This window comes from Vicinamibacterales bacterium, assembly GCA_041659285.1.
Taxonomy (GTDB): Bacteria; Acidobacteriota; Vicinamibacteria; order Vicinamibacterales; family UBA2999; genus 12-FULL-67-14b.
On record JBAZYO010000003.1, the window covers coordinates 93,980 to 110,741 of the forward strand.

General features: G+C 66.1%; 29 protein-coding genes and 2 pseudogenes. All 31 read left to right on the forward strand.

Annotated features, from left to right (window positions below):
* Positions 1–50: 50 nt before the first annotated feature.
* The 31 genes and pseudogenes from rpsJ to WC815_05460 all read left to right on the forward strand — a co-directional run bounded on the left by rpsJ (position 51) and on the right by WC815_05460 (position 16,755).
* The gene (gene rpsJ / locus WC815_05310) at positions 51–380 is read left to right on the forward strand and encodes a 30S ribosomal protein S10 (GenBank protein ID MFA5908172.1); all 330 of its coding nucleotides are present in this window, start codon (positions 51–53) and stop codon (positions 378–380) included.
* A gap of 7 nt (positions 381–387) precedes the next feature.
* Positions 388–1,074, forward strand: coding sequence for a 50S ribosomal protein L3 (gene rplC, locus WC815_05315; GenBank protein MFA5908173.1), 687 nt, complete (start codon positions 388–390; stop codon positions 1,072–1,074).
* Positions 1,075–1,080: 6 nt separating this feature from the next.
* Positions 1,081–1,704, forward strand: coding sequence for a 50S ribosomal protein L4 (rplD, locus tag WC815_05320; protein MFA5908174.1), 624 nt, complete (start codon positions 1,081–1,083; stop codon positions 1,702–1,704).
* 2 nt (positions 1,705–1,706) lie between these two features.
* Complete coding sequence (locus tag WC815_05325) at positions 1,707–1,997, forward strand: 50S ribosomal protein L23 (protein MFA5908175.1); 291 nt, start codon at positions 1,707–1,709, stop codon at positions 1,995–1,997.
* Between the two features lie 10 nt (positions 1,998–2,007).
* Positions 2,008–2,832 (forward strand): 50S ribosomal protein L2, encoded by an 825-nt coding sequence (rplB, locus tag WC815_05330; GenBank protein ID MFA5908176.1) that lies wholly within the window; start codon positions 2,008–2,010, stop codon positions 2,830–2,832.
* 3 nt (positions 2,833–2,835) lie between these two features.
* Positions 2,836–3,156, forward strand: a complete 321-nt coding sequence (gene rpsS, locus WC815_05335) for a 30S ribosomal protein S19 (protein MFA5908177.1) — start codon at positions 2,836–2,838, stop codon at positions 3,154–3,156.
* Positions 3,157–3,159: 3 nt separating this feature from the next.
* Positions 3,160–3,498 (forward strand): annotated as a pseudogene (rplV, locus tag WC815_05340) (50S ribosomal protein L22).
* 123 nt (positions 3,499–3,621) lie between these two features.
* A complete protein-coding gene (gene rpsC / locus WC815_05345; protein MFA5908178.1) occupies positions 3,622–4,362 on the forward strand; it encodes a 30S ribosomal protein S3 in 741 nt (246 codons plus the stop codon).
* Positions 4,363–4,367: 5 nt separating this feature from the next.
* Positions 4,368–4,793 carry a 50S ribosomal protein L16 gene (rplP, locus tag WC815_05350; GenBank protein ID MFA5908179.1) on the forward strand — a complete coding sequence of 142 codons (426 nt, stop codon included), beginning with the start codon at positions 4,368–4,370 and terminating at the stop codon, positions 4,791–4,793.
* Complete coding sequence (rpmC, locus tag WC815_05355; GenBank protein MFA5908180.1) at positions 4,790–4,978, forward strand: 50S ribosomal protein L29; 189 nt, start codon at positions 4,790–4,792, stop codon at positions 4,976–4,978. Before rplP ends, rpmC begins: the two co-directional genes overlap by 4 nt.
* 2 nt (positions 4,979–4,980) lie before the next feature.
* Complete coding sequence (gene rpsQ, locus WC815_05360) at positions 4,981–5,235, forward strand: 30S ribosomal protein S17 (protein ID MFA5908181.1); 255 nt, start codon at positions 4,981–4,983, stop codon at positions 5,233–5,235.
* 8 nt (positions 5,236–5,243) lie between these two features.
* A complete protein-coding gene (rplN, locus tag WC815_05365) occupies positions 5,244–5,612 on the forward strand; it encodes a 50S ribosomal protein L14 (GenBank protein ID MFA5908182.1) in 369 nt (122 codons plus the stop codon).
* Between the two features lie 4 nt (positions 5,613–5,616).
* Positions 5,617–5,940: a 50S ribosomal protein L24 gene (gene rplX, locus WC815_05370; GenBank protein ID MFA5908183.1), complete on the forward strand. Its 324-nt coding sequence runs from the start codon at positions 5,617–5,619 to the stop codon at positions 5,938–5,940.
* The gene (rplE, locus tag WC815_05375; GenBank protein MFA5908184.1) at positions 5,937–6,515 is read left to right on the forward strand and encodes a 50S ribosomal protein L5; all 579 of its coding nucleotides are present in this window, start codon (positions 5,937–5,939) and stop codon (positions 6,513–6,515) included. The genes rplX and rplE overlap by 4 nt, the downstream gene beginning before the upstream one ends.
* 46 nt (positions 6,516–6,561) lie before the next feature.
* Entirely contained in the window at positions 6,562–6,747 is a 186-nt protein-coding gene (locus WC815_05380; protein ID MFA5908185.1) for a type Z 30S ribosomal protein S14, read from the forward strand.
* Between the two features lie 82 nt (positions 6,748–6,829).
* On the forward strand, positions 6,830–7,243 hold the full coding sequence (gene rpsH / locus WC815_05385; GenBank protein MFA5908186.1) for a 30S ribosomal protein S8: 414 nt from the start codon (positions 6,830–6,832) through the stop codon (positions 7,241–7,243).
* A gap of 4 nt (positions 7,244–7,247) precedes the next feature.
* On the forward strand, positions 7,248–7,784 hold the full coding sequence (rplF, locus tag WC815_05390; protein MFA5908187.1) for a 50S ribosomal protein L6: 537 nt from the start codon (positions 7,248–7,250) through the stop codon (positions 7,782–7,784).
* Between the two features lie 8 nt (positions 7,785–7,792).
* Complete coding sequence (gene rplR / locus WC815_05395) at positions 7,793–8,161, forward strand: 50S ribosomal protein L18 (GenBank protein ID MFA5908188.1); 369 nt, start codon at positions 7,793–7,795, stop codon at positions 8,159–8,161.
* A gap of 7 nt (positions 8,162–8,168) precedes the next feature.
* Entirely contained in the window at positions 8,169–8,696 is a 528-nt protein-coding gene (rpsE, locus tag WC815_05400) for a 30S ribosomal protein S5 (protein ID MFA5908189.1), read from the forward strand.
* Positions 8,697–8,736: 40 nt separating this feature from the next.
* Positions 8,737–8,943 carry a 50S ribosomal protein L30 gene (rpmD, locus tag WC815_05405; GenBank protein ID MFA5908190.1) on the forward strand — a complete coding sequence of 69 codons (207 nt, stop codon included), beginning with the start codon at positions 8,737–8,739 and terminating at the stop codon, positions 8,941–8,943.
* A 2-nt stretch (positions 8,944–8,945) separates the two neighbouring features.
* Positions 8,946–9,419 carry a 50S ribosomal protein L15 gene (gene rplO / locus WC815_05410; GenBank protein ID MFA5908191.1) on the forward strand — a complete coding sequence of 158 codons (474 nt, stop codon included), beginning with the start codon at positions 8,946–8,948 and terminating at the stop codon, positions 9,417–9,419.
* A 16-nt stretch (positions 9,420–9,435) separates the two neighbouring features.
* Positions 9,436–10,824: a preprotein translocase subunit SecY gene (gene secY / locus WC815_05415; GenBank protein MFA5908192.1), complete on the forward strand. Its 1,389-nt coding sequence runs from the start codon at positions 9,436–9,438 to the stop codon at positions 10,822–10,824.
* Positions 10,825–11,550, forward strand: a complete 726-nt coding sequence (locus tag WC815_05420) for an adenylate kinase (protein ID MFA5908193.1) — start codon at positions 10,825–10,827, stop codon at positions 11,548–11,550. It abuts the gene before it with no gap.
* On the forward strand, positions 11,547–12,335 hold the full coding sequence (gene map / locus WC815_05425) for a type I methionyl aminopeptidase (protein MFA5908194.1): 789 nt from the start codon (positions 11,547–11,549) through the stop codon (positions 12,333–12,335). Before WC815_05420 ends, map begins: the two co-directional genes overlap by 4 nt.
* Before the next feature lie 192 nt (positions 12,336–12,527).
* Entirely contained in the window at positions 12,528–12,641 is a 114-nt protein-coding gene (gene rpmJ, locus WC815_05430; protein ID MFA5908195.1) for a 50S ribosomal protein L36, read from the forward strand.
* A gap of 3 nt (positions 12,642–12,644) precedes the next feature.
* Positions 12,645–13,019 carry a 30S ribosomal protein S13 gene (gene rpsM / locus WC815_05435; protein ID MFA5908196.1) on the forward strand — a complete coding sequence of 125 codons (375 nt, stop codon included), beginning with the start codon at positions 12,645–12,647 and terminating at the stop codon, positions 13,017–13,019.
* 3 nt (positions 13,020–13,022) lie between these two features.
* Entirely contained in the window at positions 13,023–13,451 is a 429-nt protein-coding gene (gene rpsK / locus WC815_05440; protein MFA5908197.1) for a 30S ribosomal protein S11, read from the forward strand.
* Between the two features lie 29 nt (positions 13,452–13,480).
* On the forward strand, positions 13,481–14,110 hold the full coding sequence (rpsD, locus tag WC815_05445) for a 30S ribosomal protein S4 (GenBank protein ID MFA5908198.1): 630 nt from the start codon (positions 13,481–13,483) through the stop codon (positions 14,108–14,110).
* A gap of 143 nt (positions 14,111–14,253) precedes the next feature.
* On the forward strand, positions 14,254–15,234 hold the full coding sequence (locus WC815_05450; GenBank protein MFA5908199.1) for a DNA-directed RNA polymerase subunit alpha: 981 nt from the start codon (positions 14,254–14,256) through the stop codon (positions 15,232–15,234).
* A gap of 9 nt (positions 15,235–15,243) precedes the next feature.
* A pseudogene (gene rplQ / locus WC815_05455) lies at positions 15,244–15,618 on the forward strand (50S ribosomal protein L17).
* Positions 15,619–15,969: 351 nt separating this feature from the next.
* The gene (locus WC815_05460; GenBank protein MFA5908200.1) at positions 15,970–16,755 is read left to right on the forward strand and encodes a class I SAM-dependent methyltransferase; all 786 of its coding nucleotides are present in this window, start codon (positions 15,970–15,972) and stop codon (positions 16,753–16,755) included.
* Positions 16,756–16,762: the final 7 nt, after the last annotated feature.

Below are 16,762 nucleotides of genomic sequence, written 5' to 3' on the forward strand. Positions count from 1 at the left end.
ACAGCCGCAGATTAGACGCCGATTAAGACCTGAGAAGCTGAGAGCTAAATATGCTGGGCGACAAGATTCGAATTCGACTGAAGGCCTACGACGCGCGCGTGCTCGACCAGAGCACGGGCGAGATCGTGGAAACGGCCAAGCGCACCGGCGCGCGGCTGGCGGGTCCCATTCCGCTGCCGACCGAAATCAACAAGTGGACGGTGCTCCGTTCGCCGCACGTGGACAAGAAGTCGCGCGAGCAGTTCGAAGTGCGAACGCACAAGCGCCTGATCGATATCTTCGAGCCGACGCCGCAGACGGTCGATGCCCTCATGAAGCTGGATCTCCCGGCGGGCGTCGACGTCGAAATCAAGGCGTTCGGCAAGGAACACGGAAAGTAGGATCGCGATGGTCACCGGAATCATCGGCAAGAAAGTCGGGATGACGCAGCTGTTCCTCGAGGACGGCACGCTCGAACCCGCCACCGTCATCCAGGCCGGCCCCTGCATCGTCGTGCAGAGCAAGTCGGAGCAGACCGACGGCTACGACGCCGTGCAGATCGGCCTGGTCGAGGCCAAGCCCATCCGCAACGCCAACAAGGCGCTGACGGGTCAGCACAAGAAGGCCAACGTGCCGCCGACGCGCGTGCAGCGCGAGGTCAAGATCGCCAAGGGCGCCGAGGCGCCGAAGCCCGGCGACCAGGTGCTGGTCTCGATCTTCAACCAGGGCGAGCGCGTTGACGTGATTGGCACCAGCAAGGGCCATGGCTTCCAGGGCGTGGTGAAGCGTCACCACTTCCGCGGCGGCGATGCCAGCCACGGCTCGATGTTCCATCGCGCCCCTGGCTCGATTGGCGCCTCGTCGTATCCGTCACGCGTCATGCCCGGCATGCGCGCGCACGGGCACATGGGCGTGGACCGCGTCACGGTCCGCAACCTCAAGGTGCTCAAGATTGACTCGGAAAACCATCTGCTGCTGGTCAAGGGCGCGATTCCCGGCGCCAACGGCGGCTACGTGGTGATTCGCAAGGCCGTGGCGGCGAAGCCCGAGCCGCAGCCCCAGCTGCAGGAAAAGCCCAAGAAGGGCAAGAAGTAGGACGCCATGACTATCGATGTCGTGAACGCGGAAAACAAGAAGGTCGGCTCCGTCACCCTCAGCGACGAGGTGTTCGGCGGGCGCGTCAAGACCGACCTCATCCACGAGTCGGTGGTGCGGCTCAACGCGGCCGAGCGCCGCGGCACGCAGGCCACCAAGACGCGCGCCATGGTCAGCGGCAGCGGCAAGAAGCCCTGGCGCCAGAAGGGCACCGGCCGCGCCCGGGTCGGCGAAATCCGCAACCCGCTGTGGCGTGGCGGCGGCACTGTGTTCGGCCCCCAGCCGCGCAGCTACGAATACCAGCTGCCGAAGAAGGTCGAGAAGGGCGCGCTGCGCGCGGCCCTGATGGAGAAGCTGCAGTCCGGCTCCGTGATCATCGTTGACGCGCTGACCGCGTCGGACGTCAAGACCAAGGCCGCGGCCGGCGTGCTCAGGTCGATTGGCGTCACCGGCAAGGCGCTGCTGATTGACGCCCGGCTCGACGACAAGTTCGCGATGTCGGTGCGCAACCTCGCCCGCGTCACGCTGGTGCAGAGCAACCAGGTCACCGCCCGCGACGTGGCCAACACCCGCCAGGTCGTGGTCACCACCGCGGCGATGGAAAAGCTGGAGGCGGCGCTCACCGCGTAATCATGAAACTTACCGAAGTCATCCGCCGTCCGCTCGTTACCGAAAAGACCACGTTGCTTCGTGACGATGGCAAGACCATCGTCTTCGAAGTGGCCAAGGACGCGAACAAGATCGACGTCCGGCGCGCCATCGAGAAGCTGCTGGGAACCAAGGTGGCCGCTGTCCGCACCTCGATCACCCGCGGCAAGCTGAAGCGCCAGGGCCGTTTTGTTGGCCGCCGTTCCGACTGGAAGAAGGCATACGTCACGCTGCGCGCGGGCGAAAAGATGCCGGACTTCCTCGAAGGCGCATAAGAGGACGATCATGCCGATCCGTAAATACAAGCCGACTACGCCGGGCCGCCGCCAGATGACGGTGCTGGTGTTCGACGAAATCACGACCGACAAGCCGCACGGCCCGCTCACGGAGAACCTGCACACCTCCGGCGGCCGCAACAGCACGGGCGAGCAGACGATCTGGTGGCGCGGTGGCGGCCACAAGCGTCTCTATCGCATCATCGACTTCAAGCGCGACAAGGCCGGCATTCCCGGCAAGGTCGCGACCATCGAGTACGACCCGAACCGCTCGGCGCGCATCGCGCTGATCAACTACGCCGACGGTGAGAAGCGCTACATCCTGCAGCCGGTCGGGCTGAAGGTGGGTGACGCGATCATCTCGGGCGAGAGCGTCGACATCCTGACCGGCAATTGCCTGCCGCTCAAGAACATCCCCCAGGGCACGATGGTCCACAACGTGGAGCTGAAGCCCGGCAAGGGTGGCCAGATGGCGCGCAGCGCCGGGGCGAGCGTGCAGGTGGTGGCCAAGGAAGGCGACTACGTCTCCGTGAAGATGCCCTCGGGCGAAATCCGGAAGATCTACCAGGACTGCCTCGCCACCATCGGCCAGGTCGGCAACATCGACCACGAGAACGTCTCGATCGGCAAGGCCGGCCGCAGCCGCTGGATGGGCAAGCGTCCGCACGTGCGTGGTGTCGCCATGAACCCGGTCGATCACCCGCTCGGTGGCGGTGAAGGCAAGACCTCGGGCGGCCGCCATCCGGTGACGCCGTGGGGCGTGCCGACCAAGGGTTACAAGACGCGCCGGCCGCAGCCGAGCGACAAGTTCATCGTTCAACGCCGAAGCAAATAATTTATGAGCCGCTCACTCAAAAAAGGCCCGTTCGTCGACACGCACCTCCTCGAAAAGGTCGAGGCGATGAACCGCGCCAGCGAAAAGAAGGTCGTCAAGACCTGGTCGCGCCGTTCGACGGTGATCCCCGAAATGGTGGGACACACGCTGGCGGTGCATAACGGCAAGAAGTTCGTGCCGGTGTATCTCACTGAGAACATGGTGGGCCACAAGCTCGGAGAGTTCTCGCCGACGCGGCAGTTCAAGGGCCACTCGGCCCGTTCCGACAAGTCGTCGGCGCCGGCTCCGGGCGGCGCGCCGTCGGCTCCGGCAGGGAAGGGCTAAGCCATGGTTCGCGCAGAGGCCACAGCCAAGTACATCCGCACCTCGGCCCAGAAGGCCGGGTTGGTGCTCGATTTGATCCGCGGCAAGGACGTGAACCAGGCGCTGTCGGCGCTGCAGTTCAGCCGCAAGTCGGTGGCCCGCGACGTCGCCAAGGTGCTGCGTTCGGCGGTTGCCAACGCGCAGCAGCAGGACGCCTTCGGCGGCGACGTGGCGCGGCTGTTCGTGTCGAAGTGCTGCGCCAACAACGGCCCCTCGCAGAAGCGCGTGCGCCCCGCCCCGATGGGCCGGGCGTTCCGCATCGTGAAGCGGACCACGCACCTCACTGTGGAAGTGACGGAGCGGGCGCAGGTTATCAAGGCGGTGGGCGCCGAGGGCTCGTCGGCCAAGCCGGCGAAGTCAACAGCGTCACAGTCAAAGCGCGGCCGGGCCACGTCGCCCGCGTCGGCATAGTCAGAGGGGATCGCAGTGGGCCAGAAAGTTCACCCTTACGGGTTCCGCATCGGGTTCAACAAGACCTGGAAGTCGCGTTGGTTCGCGACCAAGGACTACGCCAACCTCCTGCATGAGGACCTGGCGCTGAAAAAGGACCTCAAGAAGCGGTTTCAGCATGCCGGTGTCGCGATGATCGAAATCGAGCGCGCCGCCCGCAACCTGAAGATCAACATCCACACCTCGCGCCCCGGCATCATCATCGGGCGCAAGGGGCAGGAAGTCGACAAGCTGAAGCAGGAGATCCAGAAGCGGACCAACCGCGAGGTCTTCATCAACATCCAGGAGATCCAGAAGCCGGAACTGGATGCGCAGCTGGTCAGCGAGTCGGTGGCGATGCAGCTCGAGAAGCGGGTCGCGTTCCGCCGGGCGATGCGCAAGGCCGTCGAGTCGGCGCTCCGCTTCGGCGCCCGCGGCATCAAGGTGCGCGTGTCGGGCCGCCTGAACGGCGCCGAGATCGCGCGCTCGGAATGGTACCTGCACGGCCAGTTGCCGCTGCAGACGCTGCGCGCCGACATCGACTACGGTTTCGCGGAAGCCCACACCACCTACGGCCAGATTGGCGTCAAGGTGTGGCTCTACAAGGGTGAGCGGCTGACGCCGCGCACCGCCCGTGAAGAAGAATTTGGCACCGGCGGCGGCGGCCGCGACCGTGACCGCGATCGCGATCGCGGTCCCCGTCGTCCGGCTGGTGATCGTCCCGGGGCGCGAGGCTAACCACCATGTTGATGCCGAAGAAGGTTAAGTACCGCAAGCAGCAGCGCGGCCGCATGCGCGGCAAGGCGTGGCGCGGGTCGGACGTGTCGTTCGGCGACTTCGGGCTCAAGGCCCTGGAGCCGTGCTGGCTGACCGACCGCCAGATCGAGGCGGCCCGGATCGCGATGACCCGGTTCGTCAAGCGCGGCGGCAAGGTGTGGGTGCGGGTGTTCCCCGACAAGCCGATCACCAAGAAGCCGCAGGAAACCCGAATGGGTAAGGGCAAGGGCGCGCCCGAGGGCTGGGTCTGCGTGGTCAAGCCGGGGCGGATCCTGTTCGAGATGAACGGCGTGCCGGCGGCGGAAGCCCGCCGCGCGTTCGAGCTGGCGTCGGCGAAGCTGCCCATCAAGGTCCGCTTTGCCACCCGCTTTGCCGAGGAGACGGTGTCATGAAGGCCGCTGAATTGAGAGACATGGACGTCGAGACCCTGCAGGCGAAGACGCAGGAAATCGACGATCAGCTGTTCCGGATGCGGATCCAGAAGTCGATGGGCCAGTTGGAGGCCCCCGGGAAGATAAAGACCGTGCGCCGCGAGCGCGCGCGCATCCTCACGGTTCTGAAAGAGAAGGCGAAATAGCCATGGCGGGCAAAGCGGAAGTCCAGGGCGTGGTGGTCAGCGACAAGATGCAGAAGAGCGTCATTGTCGCCACCGAGCGGCGCGTGCAGCACGGCCTTTACGGCAAGATGCAGAAGCGCACCTCGCGGTTCGTCGCCCACGATGAGAACAACGAAGCGAAGCTCGGCGACACCGTCGTGATCGCCGAGTCGCGGCCGCTCAGCAAGCGCAAGCGCTGGGCCCTGGTGCGCGTCGTCGAGAAGGCCACGCAGGTTTAGGAGACGCCATGATCCAGATGCGATCGATCCTCGACGTCGCCGACAATTCCGGCGCGCGCAAGATCTCGGTGATCAACCCGATCGGCGGGTCGACCGGGCGGTATGCCTATCTCGGCGACATCGTCACGGCCAACGTGAAGGAAGCCGCCCCGGAAGGCACCGTCAAGAAGGGGCAAGTCGTCAAGGCGGTGGTGGTCCGCGTGCGCAAGGAACAGCGCCGCAAGGACGGCAGCTACATCCGCTTCGACCGCAACGCGGCGGTGCTGATCAACGATGCGGGCGAGCCGATTGGCACCCGCGTGTTCGGGCCGGTGGCCCGCGAACTGCGCGAGCGCCGGTTCATGAAGATCGTCTCGCTCGCGCCCGAGGTGCTGTAACACCATGGCAATGTCGATTCGTAAAAACGACCAGGTCGTCGTCCGCGCCGGCAAGGACCGCGGCAAGCGCGGCCGCGTCCTCACCGTGCTGCCCGAGAAGGGCCGCGTCATCGTCGAGGGCGTCAACATGATCAAGCGGCACACGCGCCCCAACCCGCAGAAGAACATCAAGGGCGGGATCGTCGAGCGCGAGGCCGCCATCCATGCCAGCAACGTGATGCTGGTGGATCCGGATACCAACGAGGCGACGCGCATCGGCAGCAAGACGCTGCCCGACGGCACGCGCGTGCGGATCGGCCGCAAGAGCGGCGCGGTGGTGGACAAATGAGCAAGGCAAAGGCAACCGAGACGACGCTGCGGCTGCGCGACAAGTACCGCGCCGAGGTGATCCCCGCGCTCCAGAAGGAGTTCGGCTACAAGAACGTGATGGCCGTGCCCAAGGTCACCAAGGTGGTGGTCAACATGGGCCTCGGCGAGGCGACCCAGAACGCCAAGGTGGTCGACACCGGCGCCGAGGAACTGGGCAAGATCACCGGCCAGAAGGCGGCCGTGCGCAAGGCGAAGAAGTCGATCGCCCAGTTCAAGGTGCGCCAGGGCCAGCCGATCGGCGCCATGGTGACGCTGCGCGGCGACCGCATGTATGAGTTCCTTGATCGCCTGATGAGCATCGCGCTGCCGCGCGTGCGCGACTTCCGCGGCGTCTCGCCGAAGGGCTTCGACGGCCGCGGCAACTACACGCTCGGCCTCAAGGATCAGCTGATCTTCCTCGAGATCGATTACCTGAAGGTGGACAAGGGCCGCGGCATGAACGTGAGCGTGGTCACCACCGCGAAGACCGACGAAGAGGCCCGCAAGCTGTTGCAGCTGATGGGCATGCCGTTCCGGACCAACGTAGGACAGTAAGAGTCCGCCGACGCTGACGCGTCGGCGGCAGGTTTTAGGAGACGCTGTGGCGACAAGCGCGAAGAAAGCACGCGAAAAGAAGACCCTGAAGTTCAAGGTGCGTCACCGCAACCGGTGCCGCCGTTGCGGCCGTTCGCGCGCCTACATGCGCAAGTTCGCGCTGTGCCGTCTGTGTTTCCGCGAGCTCGCCCTGACCGGCGACGTCGCGGGCGTTACGAAGAGCAGCTGGTAAGAACTCATCGGTCGCCGGCACGCCGGGCGCGCACTGCGCGCCGGGGCTGCCCAAGGGCCGGTCTGAAGGGTAGAGAGCAAAGATGACTGATCCGATTGCCGACATGCTGACCCGGATCCGCAATGCCGTCACGGCGCGCCACGCGCGCGTCGAGATGCCGGCGTCGAAGCTGAAGTCCGAAATCGCGCGGATTCTGCAGGACGAGGGCTACATTGCGGGCTTCAAGATGGTCGAGACCCCGGCCGAACGTCCGGGCAAGGCGCCGCGCCAGCAGATGCGGATGTTCCTGAAGTACGGTCCCGGCGGGGAGAAGGCGATCTCGGGCATCACCCGCGTCAGCCGTCCCGGCCGCCGGGTTTACGCCAACCGCGACGAGGTGCCGTCGGTGCTCGGCGGACTCGGCGTCACCATCCTGACGACGTCGCGCGGGGTGATGACGGGGCGGGCCGCCAAGCAGGTCGGCGTCGGCGGCGAAATTCTCTGCAACGTTTGGTGAGCCCATGTCACGAATTGGAAAGAAACCGATCGCGATCCCCAAGGGTGTGACCATCAAGGTCGACGGCGCCGCCGTCGACGTGAAGGGCCCCAAGGGACAGCTGAAGCAGTCGCTGCCTCCCGGCGTCACCGCCGCGGTGGAAGACGGCACCCTCGTCACGAGGAAGATCTCGGACGACCGCGAGCTCGACAAGTTCCACGGGCTGGCGCGGAGCCTGGTCAACAACGCCGTGCTCGGCGTGACCGACGGCTGGAAGCGCGAACTCGACATCGTCGGCGTCGGCTACCGCGCCGAAATGAAGGGCCAGCAGGTGCACCTCGCCCTCGGCTACTCGCATCCGGTGGTGTTCGACATCCCGAAGGGCATCGACATCGCCATCGAAAAGCAGACGCACATCACCGTGACGGGCGTCGACCGGCAGCTGGTGGGCCAGGTGGCCGCCAACCTGCGCCGGCTGCGCAAGCCCGACCCGTACCAGCAGAAGGGCGTGCGCTACACCGGTGAAGTGCTGAAGAAGAAGGCCGGAAAGACCGGAGCTTAGTTATGCAGATCAAGACCAAAGAAGACCGCCGCGACCGGATCAAGTTCCGCATTCGCAAGCGCATGACCGGCACGCCCGAGCGCCCGCGCCTGAGCGTGTTCCGCAGCGTGTCCCACATCTACGTGCAGGTCATCGACGACCGCACCGGCCAGACCGTGGCCTCGGCGTCGAGCATCGACGCCAAGGTCAAGGGCCAGATGCCGGCGGGCGTCGCCGGCGGCAACCTCAAGGGCGCCGAGCTGGTGGGCACCGCGATCGCCGAGCGGCTGAAGGAAAAGGGCATCACCAAGGTGGTGTTCGATCGAAACGGGTTCCTGTACCACGGGCGCGTGCGCGCCGTGGCCGAGGCCGCGCGTTCCGCCGGTCTGGAATTTTAGGGGTCATATGGTACGGACACGCGAAAAGATCGATCCGGCGCAGCTCGACATCAAGGACACCGTGGTTTCGATCAACCGGGTGACCAAGGTGGTCAAGGGCGGCAAGAACCTGAGCTTCAGCGCCCTGGTCGTCGTCGGCGACGGCCACGGCGTGGTGGGCTACGGCGTCGGCAAGGCCAAGGAAGTGCCCTCGGCCATCAAGAAGGGCATCGAGGCCGCCAAGAAGAACCTGATCCGCGTGCCGGTGCAGGGCACGACGGTGCCGCACCCGATCGTCGGGCGCTACGGCGCCGGCCGCGTGCTGCTGAAGCCGGCGCCGGACGGCACCGGCGTCATTGCCGGCGCCGCGGTGCGCGCGGTGGTGGAAGCGGCGGGTGTCACCAACGTCCTGACCAAGTCGCTGGGCTCGGCCAACCCGCACAACGTCGTGCGCGCGGCCTTCACGGCGCTGAAGGAACTCAAGGACCCGGGCAAGCTGATGCGCTTGCGCGGCAAGGACACGCTCGAAGAGCTGGCCGGCGGCCGGACGGCATAGGGCCGCAGATTACGCAGTTAGCGCAGACAGGCATACGAACATGGCGAAGGCGAAAGCAGCTAAAGCAGCGGCAAAGACCGTGACGATCAAGCTCACCAAGAGCCCGATCGGCTTTAACAAGAACCAGGCCACGGTGGTCGAGAGCATCGGCCTGCGTCGGATCAACCACGTGGTGACGCTGGCGGACACGCCGGAGACCCGCGGCATGATCTTCAAGGTCCGTCACCTCGTGACGGTGAGCGAATAATTATGAGTCTCGATAAGCTGAAACCGGCTGAGCGGTCGAAGTTCAAGAAGAAGCGCGTCGGGCGCGGACCCGGTTCGGGCCTGGGCAAGACCTCGGGCCGCGGCCACAAGGGCGCGCAGTCGCGGTCGGGCTACTCGTTCAAGCGCGGCTTCGAAGGCGGCCAGATGCCGCTGCACCGCCGGGTGCCGAAGCGCGGCTTCACCAACATCTTCCGCACCGAGTACGACGTGGTGAACCTGGACCAGCTCGAGTCGGCGTTCGCCGCCGGCGCGACGGTCACGGTCGAGTCGTTGCGCGAGCACGGGCTGGTCAGCAGCCGCACCTCGCTGGTCAAAATCCTCGCCCGCGGCGAGCTGACCAAGGCGCTGACCGTGCACGCGCATAAGTTCAGCGGCAAGGCCGCCGAAAAGGTGGCCGCCGCCGGTGGCCGGACCGAGGCCATCCCGGATGGCTCGGCCGAAGCAAGCAATCAGTAGTTAACTGAGGGCTGATGTGCTGGATACACTGAAGAATCTGTTCGCCGTCGCGGACCTCCGCAACCGAGTGCTGTTTACGCTCGGCATGCTGGCGGTGTACCGCGTGGGCAACTTCATCCCGACGCCCGGAGTCAATTCCGAAGCGCTGCGGATCATGGCGGAGCAGGCGCAGAACTCGATGTTCGGCCTCTACGACATGTTCACGGGCGGAAGCTTGTCACGCGTGACCATCTTCGCGCTCGGCGTGATGCCGTACATCAGTTCGTCGATCATCCTGCAGTTGCTCACGGTGGTGTGGCCGTACCTCGAGCGGCTGTCGAAGGAAGGCGAGCTGGGCCGGCGCAAGATCACCCAGTACACGCGCTACCTGACCCTGTTGCTGGCGGCGGTGCAGTCCCTCGGGATTGCCATCTTCCTCGAGCGCCAGACGCAGGTCGCCGGCGGCCTGATGCTGGTCTACGAGCCGGGTTGGAGCTTCCGTCTCGGCGCCATGCTGACGCTGACCACCGGCACCATGTTCATCATGTGGCTCGGCGAGCAGATTACCGAGCGCGGCATCGGCAACGGCATGTCGCTGATCATCTTCGCCGGCATCGTCGTCAACTTCCCGCGCGCGGTGATCGCGACCATCGACCAGCTGAGCACCGGCCAGATTGGCCTGCTGACCATGGCCCTCCTGGTGGTGCTGATGGTGGGCGTCATCGCCGCCATCATCTACGTCGAACGCGGCCACCGCCGGATCACGGTCCAGTACGCCAAGCGCGTGGTCGGGCGCCGGCAGTACGGCGGCTCGAGCACGCACATCCCGCTGAAGGTCAACACCGGCGGCGTCATCCCGGTGATTTTCGCCAGCTCGATCCTGACCTTCCCGACGACGCTGTCGGGCATGTTCACGCCGGGCGGGTGGATGGACTCGGCGGTGCGGCAGATTGCCTACGGCATGCCGCTCTACAACCTGCTCTACGTCGTCGGCATCATCTTCTTCGCGTATTTCTACACCGCCATCATCTTCAACCCGGATGACGTGTCGGAGAACATGCGCAAGTACGGCGGCTTCATCCCCGGGATTCGCCCCGGCAAGCGGACCGCGGAGTACATCGACACCATCCTGGCCCGCATCACGATCGTCGGCGCCGTCTACCTGGCGATGGTCGCGATCCTGCCGGAGTTCCTGCTGACCGGCTTCAAGGTGGCGCCGATTCCGTTCATCGGCGAGAGCCTCGATGCGATGCTGCCCCGCTTCATTACGCAGGGCCTGAACGTGCAGTTTTTCTTCGGCGGCACCTCGCTGCTGATCGTGGTGGGTGTCGCCATGGACACCGTGAACCAGGTCGAGTCGCAGCTGATCATGCGGCACTACGACGGGTTCATGAAGAAGACGCGTATCCGGGGACGGCGCGGCTAAGTGGCGCTTAACCTGGTGATGCTGGGCCCGCCGGGAGCGGGCAAGGGCACGCAGGCGGAACGTTTCGCACGCGAGCACGGGATTCCCAAGGTCTCCACCGGAGACATCCTCCGGGAGGCCGTGCACAGTGGGTCGGAACTCGGCCGCGCGGTGCAGACCGTCATGGAACGTGGCGAGCTGGTGGGCGACGACCTGATCATCGGGATCGTCCGCGAGCGGCTGTCGCGGCCGGACGCGCTGGCCGGGTTCGTGCTCGATGGTTTTCCGCGCACCGCGGCGCAGGCCACGGCGCTCGATGAGATTACCGCGTCGCGGGGACCGGTGATCTGCGTCGAGATCCAGGTGCCGGACGAGGAACTGGTGCGGCGGGTGCGGGGCCGGCGGGTGTGCGACGACTGCGGCGCCAACGCCGACGCGTTCGAGCACAAGCCGGATGCGATCTCGGAGTTGTGCCAGAACACCGAGCGGTGCCGGACCACCGGGCCGCGGTGGGTGGCGCGGTCGGACGATTCGGAAGGGGTGGTGCGCGAGCGGCTGAAGGTCTACTGGCGCGACACCCGGCCGATGATCGAGTACTACAGCGCCCGGCCGACGTTCCGGGTGATCGACGGCAAGCAGTCGCCCGAGCAGGTTCGCGAGGCGCTGGTCGGCGCGGTGGCTTCGGCGCTCGGCCTGCCGCCGGCGCAATTGCGAGCGCTGGCGAAGAGCCTGGGAGCGCAGGCGTGATCGTCTGCAGGTCGGCGGCGGAAATCGAGAAGCTCGCCCGCGTGAACGCGCTGGTGGCGCGCGTGTTGAAGGAACTGGCGGCGGCGGTCCGGCCGGGTGTGACCACGGCGGACCTGGACGCCATCGCCGAGCAGCGGTTGCGGGAGGCGGGTGCGGAGCCGGCCTTCAAGGGCTACCATGGCTACCCGGCGACGATTTGCGCGTCGGTGAATGAAGAAGTCGTGCACGGCATTCCATCGCCGCGCGCGCTGATCGAGGGCGACATCATCTCGATCGACATGGGCGCGAAGCTCGACGGGTTTTACGGCGACTCGGCGGTGACGGTGCCGGTGGGGCAGGTTACGCCAGAGGCGCAGCGGTTGCTCGACGTCACCCGGGTCGCGCTTGAAAAAGCGGTGGCCACGGTGAAGGCGGGCGCCCGGGTCTCGGACATCGGCGCCGCGGTGCAGCAGTATGTCGAGGCCCAGGGGTTTTCGGTGGTCCGCGAGTTCGTGGGCCACGGCATCGGCACGTCGCTCCACGAGGAGCCGCAGATTCCGAACTACGGGACCGCCGGACGCGGTCCGCGGCTGGCGGAAGGCATGGCGCTCGCGATCGAGCCCATGGTGAACGCGGGCAAGCCCGCAGTGAAGGTGTTGGGAGACGGGTGGACGGCGGTCACGAAAGACAAGGCCCTGTCCGCGCACTTCGAACACACGGTGGTCGTCACCGGAGACGGTTGCCGGGTGCTCACGCTCCCTGACGTGGCCGTCGAGGATGGACGAACCGCAAGCGCCGCCGGCTAACACGGCGGACGGTGTGGTGATGGAACTGCTGCCAAGCCAGCTCGTGCGAGTGGAGCTGGAGGGGCGGCACCAGGTGACGGCGCACCTGGCCAGTCCGGTCGGACGCAATTACGTCCGCGTGCTGGTGGGTGATCGGGTCAGGGTCGCGCTCATGAGTCACGAGCCGACTCGCGGACGGATCGTGGAGAAGCTATGAAAGTTAGAGCCTCGGTAAAGAAGATTTGCGTTAAGTGCAAGATTGTCCGCCGCCAAGGGGTGGTCCGGGTGATCTGCGCGAACCAGAAGCACAAGCAGCGGCAAGGATAAGACATGGCGCGTATTTCAGGTGTCGATCTCCCGCGCACGAAGCGCATTGAGATTGGTCTCACGTATATCTTCGGTATCGGGCGCCATCGCTCGAACGTCGTGCTGACGGCGGCCGGGGTCGATCCGAACGTCCGGGTGAAGGACCTCACCGAAGACGACGTTCGCAAGATCACCCGCGTCCTCGAAGAGCAGGGCGGCGTGGAAGGCGATCTCCGCAAGGAGATCTCCATGAACATCAAGCGGCTGATCGAAATCGGCAGCTACCGCGGCGGACGTCACCGCCGCAACCTGCCGCTGCGCGGGCAGCGCACCAAGACCAACGCGCGCACGCGGAAGGGCCCGCGCAAGGGCGCCGTGGCGAAGAAGAAGACGGTTTAAATCATGGCCAAAGCAGAGACTCCGGGCGGCGCGGAAGCACCGACCAAGAAGAAAAAGGCGTTCAAGAAGCGCGGCGAGAAGCGCATCGTCCACCACGGCTTCGTGCACGTGCAGGCGTCGTTCAACAACACGCTGATCACGATCACCGACGCCGAGGGCGCGGTGGTGTCGTGGTCGAGTGCCGGCGCGATTGGCTTCAAGGGCTCGCGCAAGGGCACGCCGTTCGCGGCGACCCAGGCCGCGCTCAGCGCCACCAACGCCGCCAAGACGTTCGGCATGCGCTCGTGCGACGTGCTGGTCAAGGGCCCCGGCTCCGGCCGCGAGTCCGCCATCCGCGCGCTGCAGACCGCGGGCCTCGAGGTGCGATCGATCCGCGACGTCACGCCGATCCCGCACAACGGTTGCCGTCCGCCGAAGCGCCGCCGCGTTTAACGAACTTTTGATTGCTGAAGAACTGACATATGGCTCGATATAACGGACCCGTTTGCCGCCTGTGCCGCCGTGAGGGGATGAAGCTGTTCCTCAAGGGCGAGCGCTGCTACACCGAGAAGTGCGCCATCGAAAAGCGCAACATGCCCCCCGGCCAGCACGGCCGCCTGCGCAAGGCGAAGATGGTCGGCTACGGCGTGCAGTTGCGCGAGAAGCAGAAGGTCAAGCGCACCTACGGCGTGCTCGAAGACCAGTTCCGCCGCTACTTCGAACAGGCCGAGCGCACGCGCGGCGGCATCACCGGCGAGACGCTGCTGCAGTTGCTCGAGCGCCGTCTCGACAACGCCGTCTACCGCATGGGCCTCGCCACCTCGCGGCCGCAGGCCCGCCAGCTGGTGCGCCACGGCCACTTCCTGGTCAACGGCAAGAAGGTCGACGTGCCGTCGTACTCGCTCAAGTCGGGTGACACCGTGGTGGTCCGCGAGACCAGCCGGCAGAACCCCACCATCCTCCACGCCACCGAGGAAGTGAAGGGCCGCGGCATTCCCGAATGGCTCTCCCTCGAAGGCGAGCTGGGCGGCAAGGTCGTCAGCATGCCGACCCGCGAGCAGATCAACCTGCCGGTGCAGGAACAGCTCATCGTCGAGTTGTACAGCAAGTAGTGCCAGAAGGCCGGGACTTCAGTCCCGGCCCAATCGCCAGCCGCGCTCCAGCAGCTTGTCAGGCCTGCAGCGAGCGAGCGTGGTCATTACCCGCAGGCCTGGAGGCTGGAACTGCCAGCCCGTAAGCGAAAGGAACAGATCCCATGTTGTGGAAAGGTTTTCAGAGGCCCAAGCGCCTCGAGTTCGAGCGTGAGACGCTGACCGACCGGTTCGGCCGCTTCTACGCGCAGCCCTTCGAGCGCGGCTTCGGCACCACCGTCGGCAACGCGCTGCGCCGCGTGCTGCTGTCGTCGATCGAGGGCGCCGCCATCACCGCGGTGCAGATCGACGGCGTGCTCCACGAGTTCTCGCCGATCAAGGGAGTGGTCGAGGACGCCACCGACATCATCCTCAACCTCAAGCAGCTGCCGCTGACCTGTCACGTCGACTACACCAAGACGCTGACGCTGCGGAAGGACAAGCCGGGCCCGGTGCGCGCCTCCGACATCGAGGCCGACGCCGACATCGACATCCTGGAACCGGATGCCATCATTGCGACCATCGCCGAGGGCGGCAAGCTCCACATGCAGCTGCGCGTCAAGCGCGGCCGCGGCTACGTCTCGGCCGACCGCAACTTCGACGAGGATCTCGGCATCGGCTGGATTCCGATCGACTCGGTCCACTCGCCGGTCAAGAAGGTGAACTACCAGGTCGAGGGCGCCCGCATCGGCCAGACCACCGACTACGACAAGCTCACCATCGAGGTGTGGACCAACGGCTCGGTCACCCCGCGCGACGCGGTGTCGCTGTCGGCCAAGCTGATCCGCGACCACCTGAACATCTTCGTCAGCCTCGACGAGGCGGACGATGAGACGTCGGAAGCCGGCGCCGAAACGCCGCGCGTCGGCGTCACCAACGAGCACCTCGACAAGAGCGTCGAAGAGCTCGAACTGTCGGTGCGGTCGTACAACTGCCTGAAGAACGCGAACATCCGGACCATCCGCGAGCTGGTGGGCAAGACCGAAACCGAGATGCTCAAGACCAAGAATTTCGGGCGCAAGTCGCTCAACGAGATCAAGGAGATCCTGACGTCGATGGGGCTGAGCCTCGGCATGAAGCTCGACCAGCCCGCGACGGCGGATTAATTAACAGTCATGCGTCATCAAAATGCACATCGCAAGCTCGGCCGGGACTCGTCGCACCGCACGGCGCTGCTTCGTAACCAGGCCGAGGCCCTGCTTCGACACGAGAAGATCGAAACCACCGTCCCCAAGGCGAAGGAACTGCGGCCCTACGTCGAACGGCTGATCACGATCGCCAAGCGCGGCGTGAAAGCCAACGACCCCAAGGGCGCCTCGCTCTCGGCGCGCCGGTTGGTCATGCGCGACGTTCTCAACGAGACCGTCGTCACCAAGCTGTTCGACGAGCTGGCGCCGCGCTTCATGGATCGCGCGGGGGGCTACACCCGAATCCTCAAGCTCGGTCACCGCCGCGGCGACGCCGCCGAGGTGGCGCAGATCGAACTGATCGGCAGCGAGTTCGACCCGAAGAAGGCCGAAGCCGAGAAGAAGGCGGCCGAAGAAGCCGCCGGCGCCGGCGAGCAGCCGAAGTCGCAGAAGAGCGTGGGCGAGCGCCTCAAGGCGGCGGCCAAGAGCATCCGCGGCGGCGCCGGCCAGAAGAGCAAGGGCGACGGCGGCCCGAAGACCAAGGCCAGCAAGCCCGCGCGTGGCGCGTCGAAGCAGACCTCGACGCCCCGCAAGGCCGGCGGCGCCTAGCCTCAGGGGACTGTCCCCGAGCAAGAAGTGCCGAGGGGACTGTCCCCGACGCAGTGAACACCGGCCTCGATGGTTCGCCATCGAGGCCATTTTTTTTGAGGCCGCATGGACCTGCGGAGCGAATTCGGCGACATCGACATCTACGTCTTCGACCAGCTGCTGCGCGGGCGCATCGTCTCCGCCTCCGCCTCCGCCTCCGCCTCCGCCTCCGCCTCCGCGGCCGCAGGCCGCTACGGCGAGACCTCGCCGAAGCTCGCGGATTCCAGCGCGAGCGAAGGCGGGCCCGGTATCCGCGTGTTCGATGCCGGCTGCGGCGGCGGGCGCAATCTCGTTTACCTCCTGCGCCAGGGCTTCGACGTGTTCGGCAACGACGCCAGCCCCGACGCGATCGCGAAAGTGCGGGCCCTCGCAGCGGCCCTGGCAGGAGGCCGGACCTCGGACTTTCGCCACGAGGCCATCGAAGACACCTCGTTCGAGGACGCCTCGGCCGACGTGGTGATGGCCAGTGCCGTACTGCATTTCGCGCGCGACGATGCCCACTTCGAGGCCATGGTCCGCGCCCTGTGGCGGGTGCTGAAGCCGGGTGGCGTGTTCTTCGCGCGGCTGGCTTCCACGATCGGGATGGAAGGCCGGGTCCAGCCTCTTGGTCATAATCCCGCCTTCGCGGCCGACGGCCGCTATGGCGAGGCCTCGCCGAAGCTTGCGCCTGCAACCCGCGCGAGCGGAGGCGGGCGTTATCGCCTGCTCGACGGCTCGGATCGCTACCTGGTCGACGCCCCCACGATTCTCGAGTGGACCCGGCGGCTGGGCGGGGAGCTGATCGACCCTATCAAGACCACCGTGGTCCACGACCAGCGGTCGATGACCACGTGGGTGGCGCGGCGACGGTAGACTATGG

What these genes read in the sequence shown, in the direction of transcription:
- rpmD (MFA5908190.1), top strand. Translation starts at nt 8,737, where the DNA reads ATGGCGAAGGCGAAAGCAGCTAAAGCAGCGGCAAAGACCGTGACGATC.
- rpsS (MFA5908177.1), top strand. Translation starts at nt 2,836, where the DNA reads ATGAGCCGCTCACTCAAAAAAGGCCCGTTCGTCGACACGCACCTCCTC.
- rplE (MFA5908184.1), top strand. Translation starts at nt 5,937, where the DNA reads ATGAGCAAGGCAAAGGCAACCGAGACGACGCTGCGGCTGCGCGACAAG.
- rpmC (MFA5908180.1), top strand. Translation starts at nt 4,790, where the DNA reads ATGAAGGCCGCTGAATTGAGAGACATGGACGTCGAGACCCTGCAGGCG.
- rplO (MFA5908191.1), top strand. Translation starts at nt 8,946, where the DNA reads ATGAGTCTCGATAAGCTGAAACCGGCTGAGCGGTCGAAGTTCAAGAAG.
- rpsK (MFA5908197.1), top strand. Translation starts at nt 13,023, where the DNA reads ATGGCCAAAGCAGAGACTCCGGGCGGCGCGGAAGCACCGACCAAGAAG.
- rpsD (MFA5908198.1), top strand. Translation starts at nt 13,481, where the DNA reads ATGGCTCGATATAACGGACCCGTTTGCCGCCTGTGCCGCCGTGAGGGG.
- rpsJ (MFA5908172.1), top strand. Translation starts at nt 51, where the DNA reads ATGCTGGGCGACAAGATTCGAATTCGACTGAAGGCCTACGACGCGCGC.
- rplP (MFA5908179.1), top strand. Translation starts at nt 4,368, where the DNA reads ATGTTGATGCCGAAGAAGGTTAAGTACCGCAAGCAGCAGCGCGGCCGC.
- rplB (MFA5908176.1), top strand. Translation starts at nt 2,008, where the DNA reads ATGCCGATCCGTAAATACAAGCCGACTACGCCGGGCCGCCGCCAGATG.
- rpsH (MFA5908186.1), top strand. Translation starts at nt 6,830, where the DNA reads ATGACTGATCCGATTGCCGACATGCTGACCCGGATCCGCAATGCCGTC.
- rplC (MFA5908173.1), top strand. Translation starts at nt 388, where the DNA reads ATGGTCACCGGAATCATCGGCAAGAAAGTCGGGATGACGCAGCTGTTC.
- WC815_05460 (MFA5908200.1), top strand. Translation starts at nt 15,970, where the DNA reads ATGGACCTGCGGAGCGAATTCGGCGACATCGACATCTACGTCTTCGAC.
- rpsQ (MFA5908181.1), top strand. Translation starts at nt 4,981, where the DNA reads ATGGCGGGCAAAGCGGAAGTCCAGGGCGTGGTGGTCAGCGACAAGATG.
- WC815_05325 (MFA5908175.1), top strand. Translation starts at nt 1,707, where the DNA reads ATGAAACTTACCGAAGTCATCCGCCGTCCGCTCGTTACCGAAAAGACC.
- rpsM (MFA5908196.1), top strand. Translation starts at nt 12,645, where the DNA reads ATGGCGCGTATTTCAGGTGTCGATCTCCCGCGCACGAAGCGCATTGAG.
- rpsE (MFA5908189.1), top strand. Translation starts at nt 8,169, where the DNA reads ATGGTACGGACACGCGAAAAGATCGATCCGGCGCAGCTCGACATCAAG.
- rplX (MFA5908183.1), top strand. Translation starts at nt 5,617, where the DNA reads ATGGCAATGTCGATTCGTAAAAACGACCAGGTCGTCGTCCGCGCCGGC.
- rplN (MFA5908182.1), top strand. Translation starts at nt 5,244, where the DNA reads ATGATCCAGATGCGATCGATCCTCGACGTCGCCGACAATTCCGGCGCG.
- rpmJ (MFA5908195.1), top strand. Translation starts at nt 12,528, where the DNA reads ATGAAAGTTAGAGCCTCGGTAAAGAAGATTTGCGTTAAGTGCAAGATT.
- rplF (MFA5908187.1), top strand. Translation starts at nt 7,248, where the DNA reads ATGTCACGAATTGGAAAGAAACCGATCGCGATCCCCAAGGGTGTGACC.
- WC815_05450 (MFA5908199.1), top strand. Translation starts at nt 14,254, where the DNA reads ATGTTGTGGAAAGGTTTTCAGAGGCCCAAGCGCCTCGAGTTCGAGCGT.
- rplD (MFA5908174.1), top strand. Translation starts at nt 1,081, where the DNA reads ATGACTATCGATGTCGTGAACGCGGAAAACAAGAAGGTCGGCTCCGTC.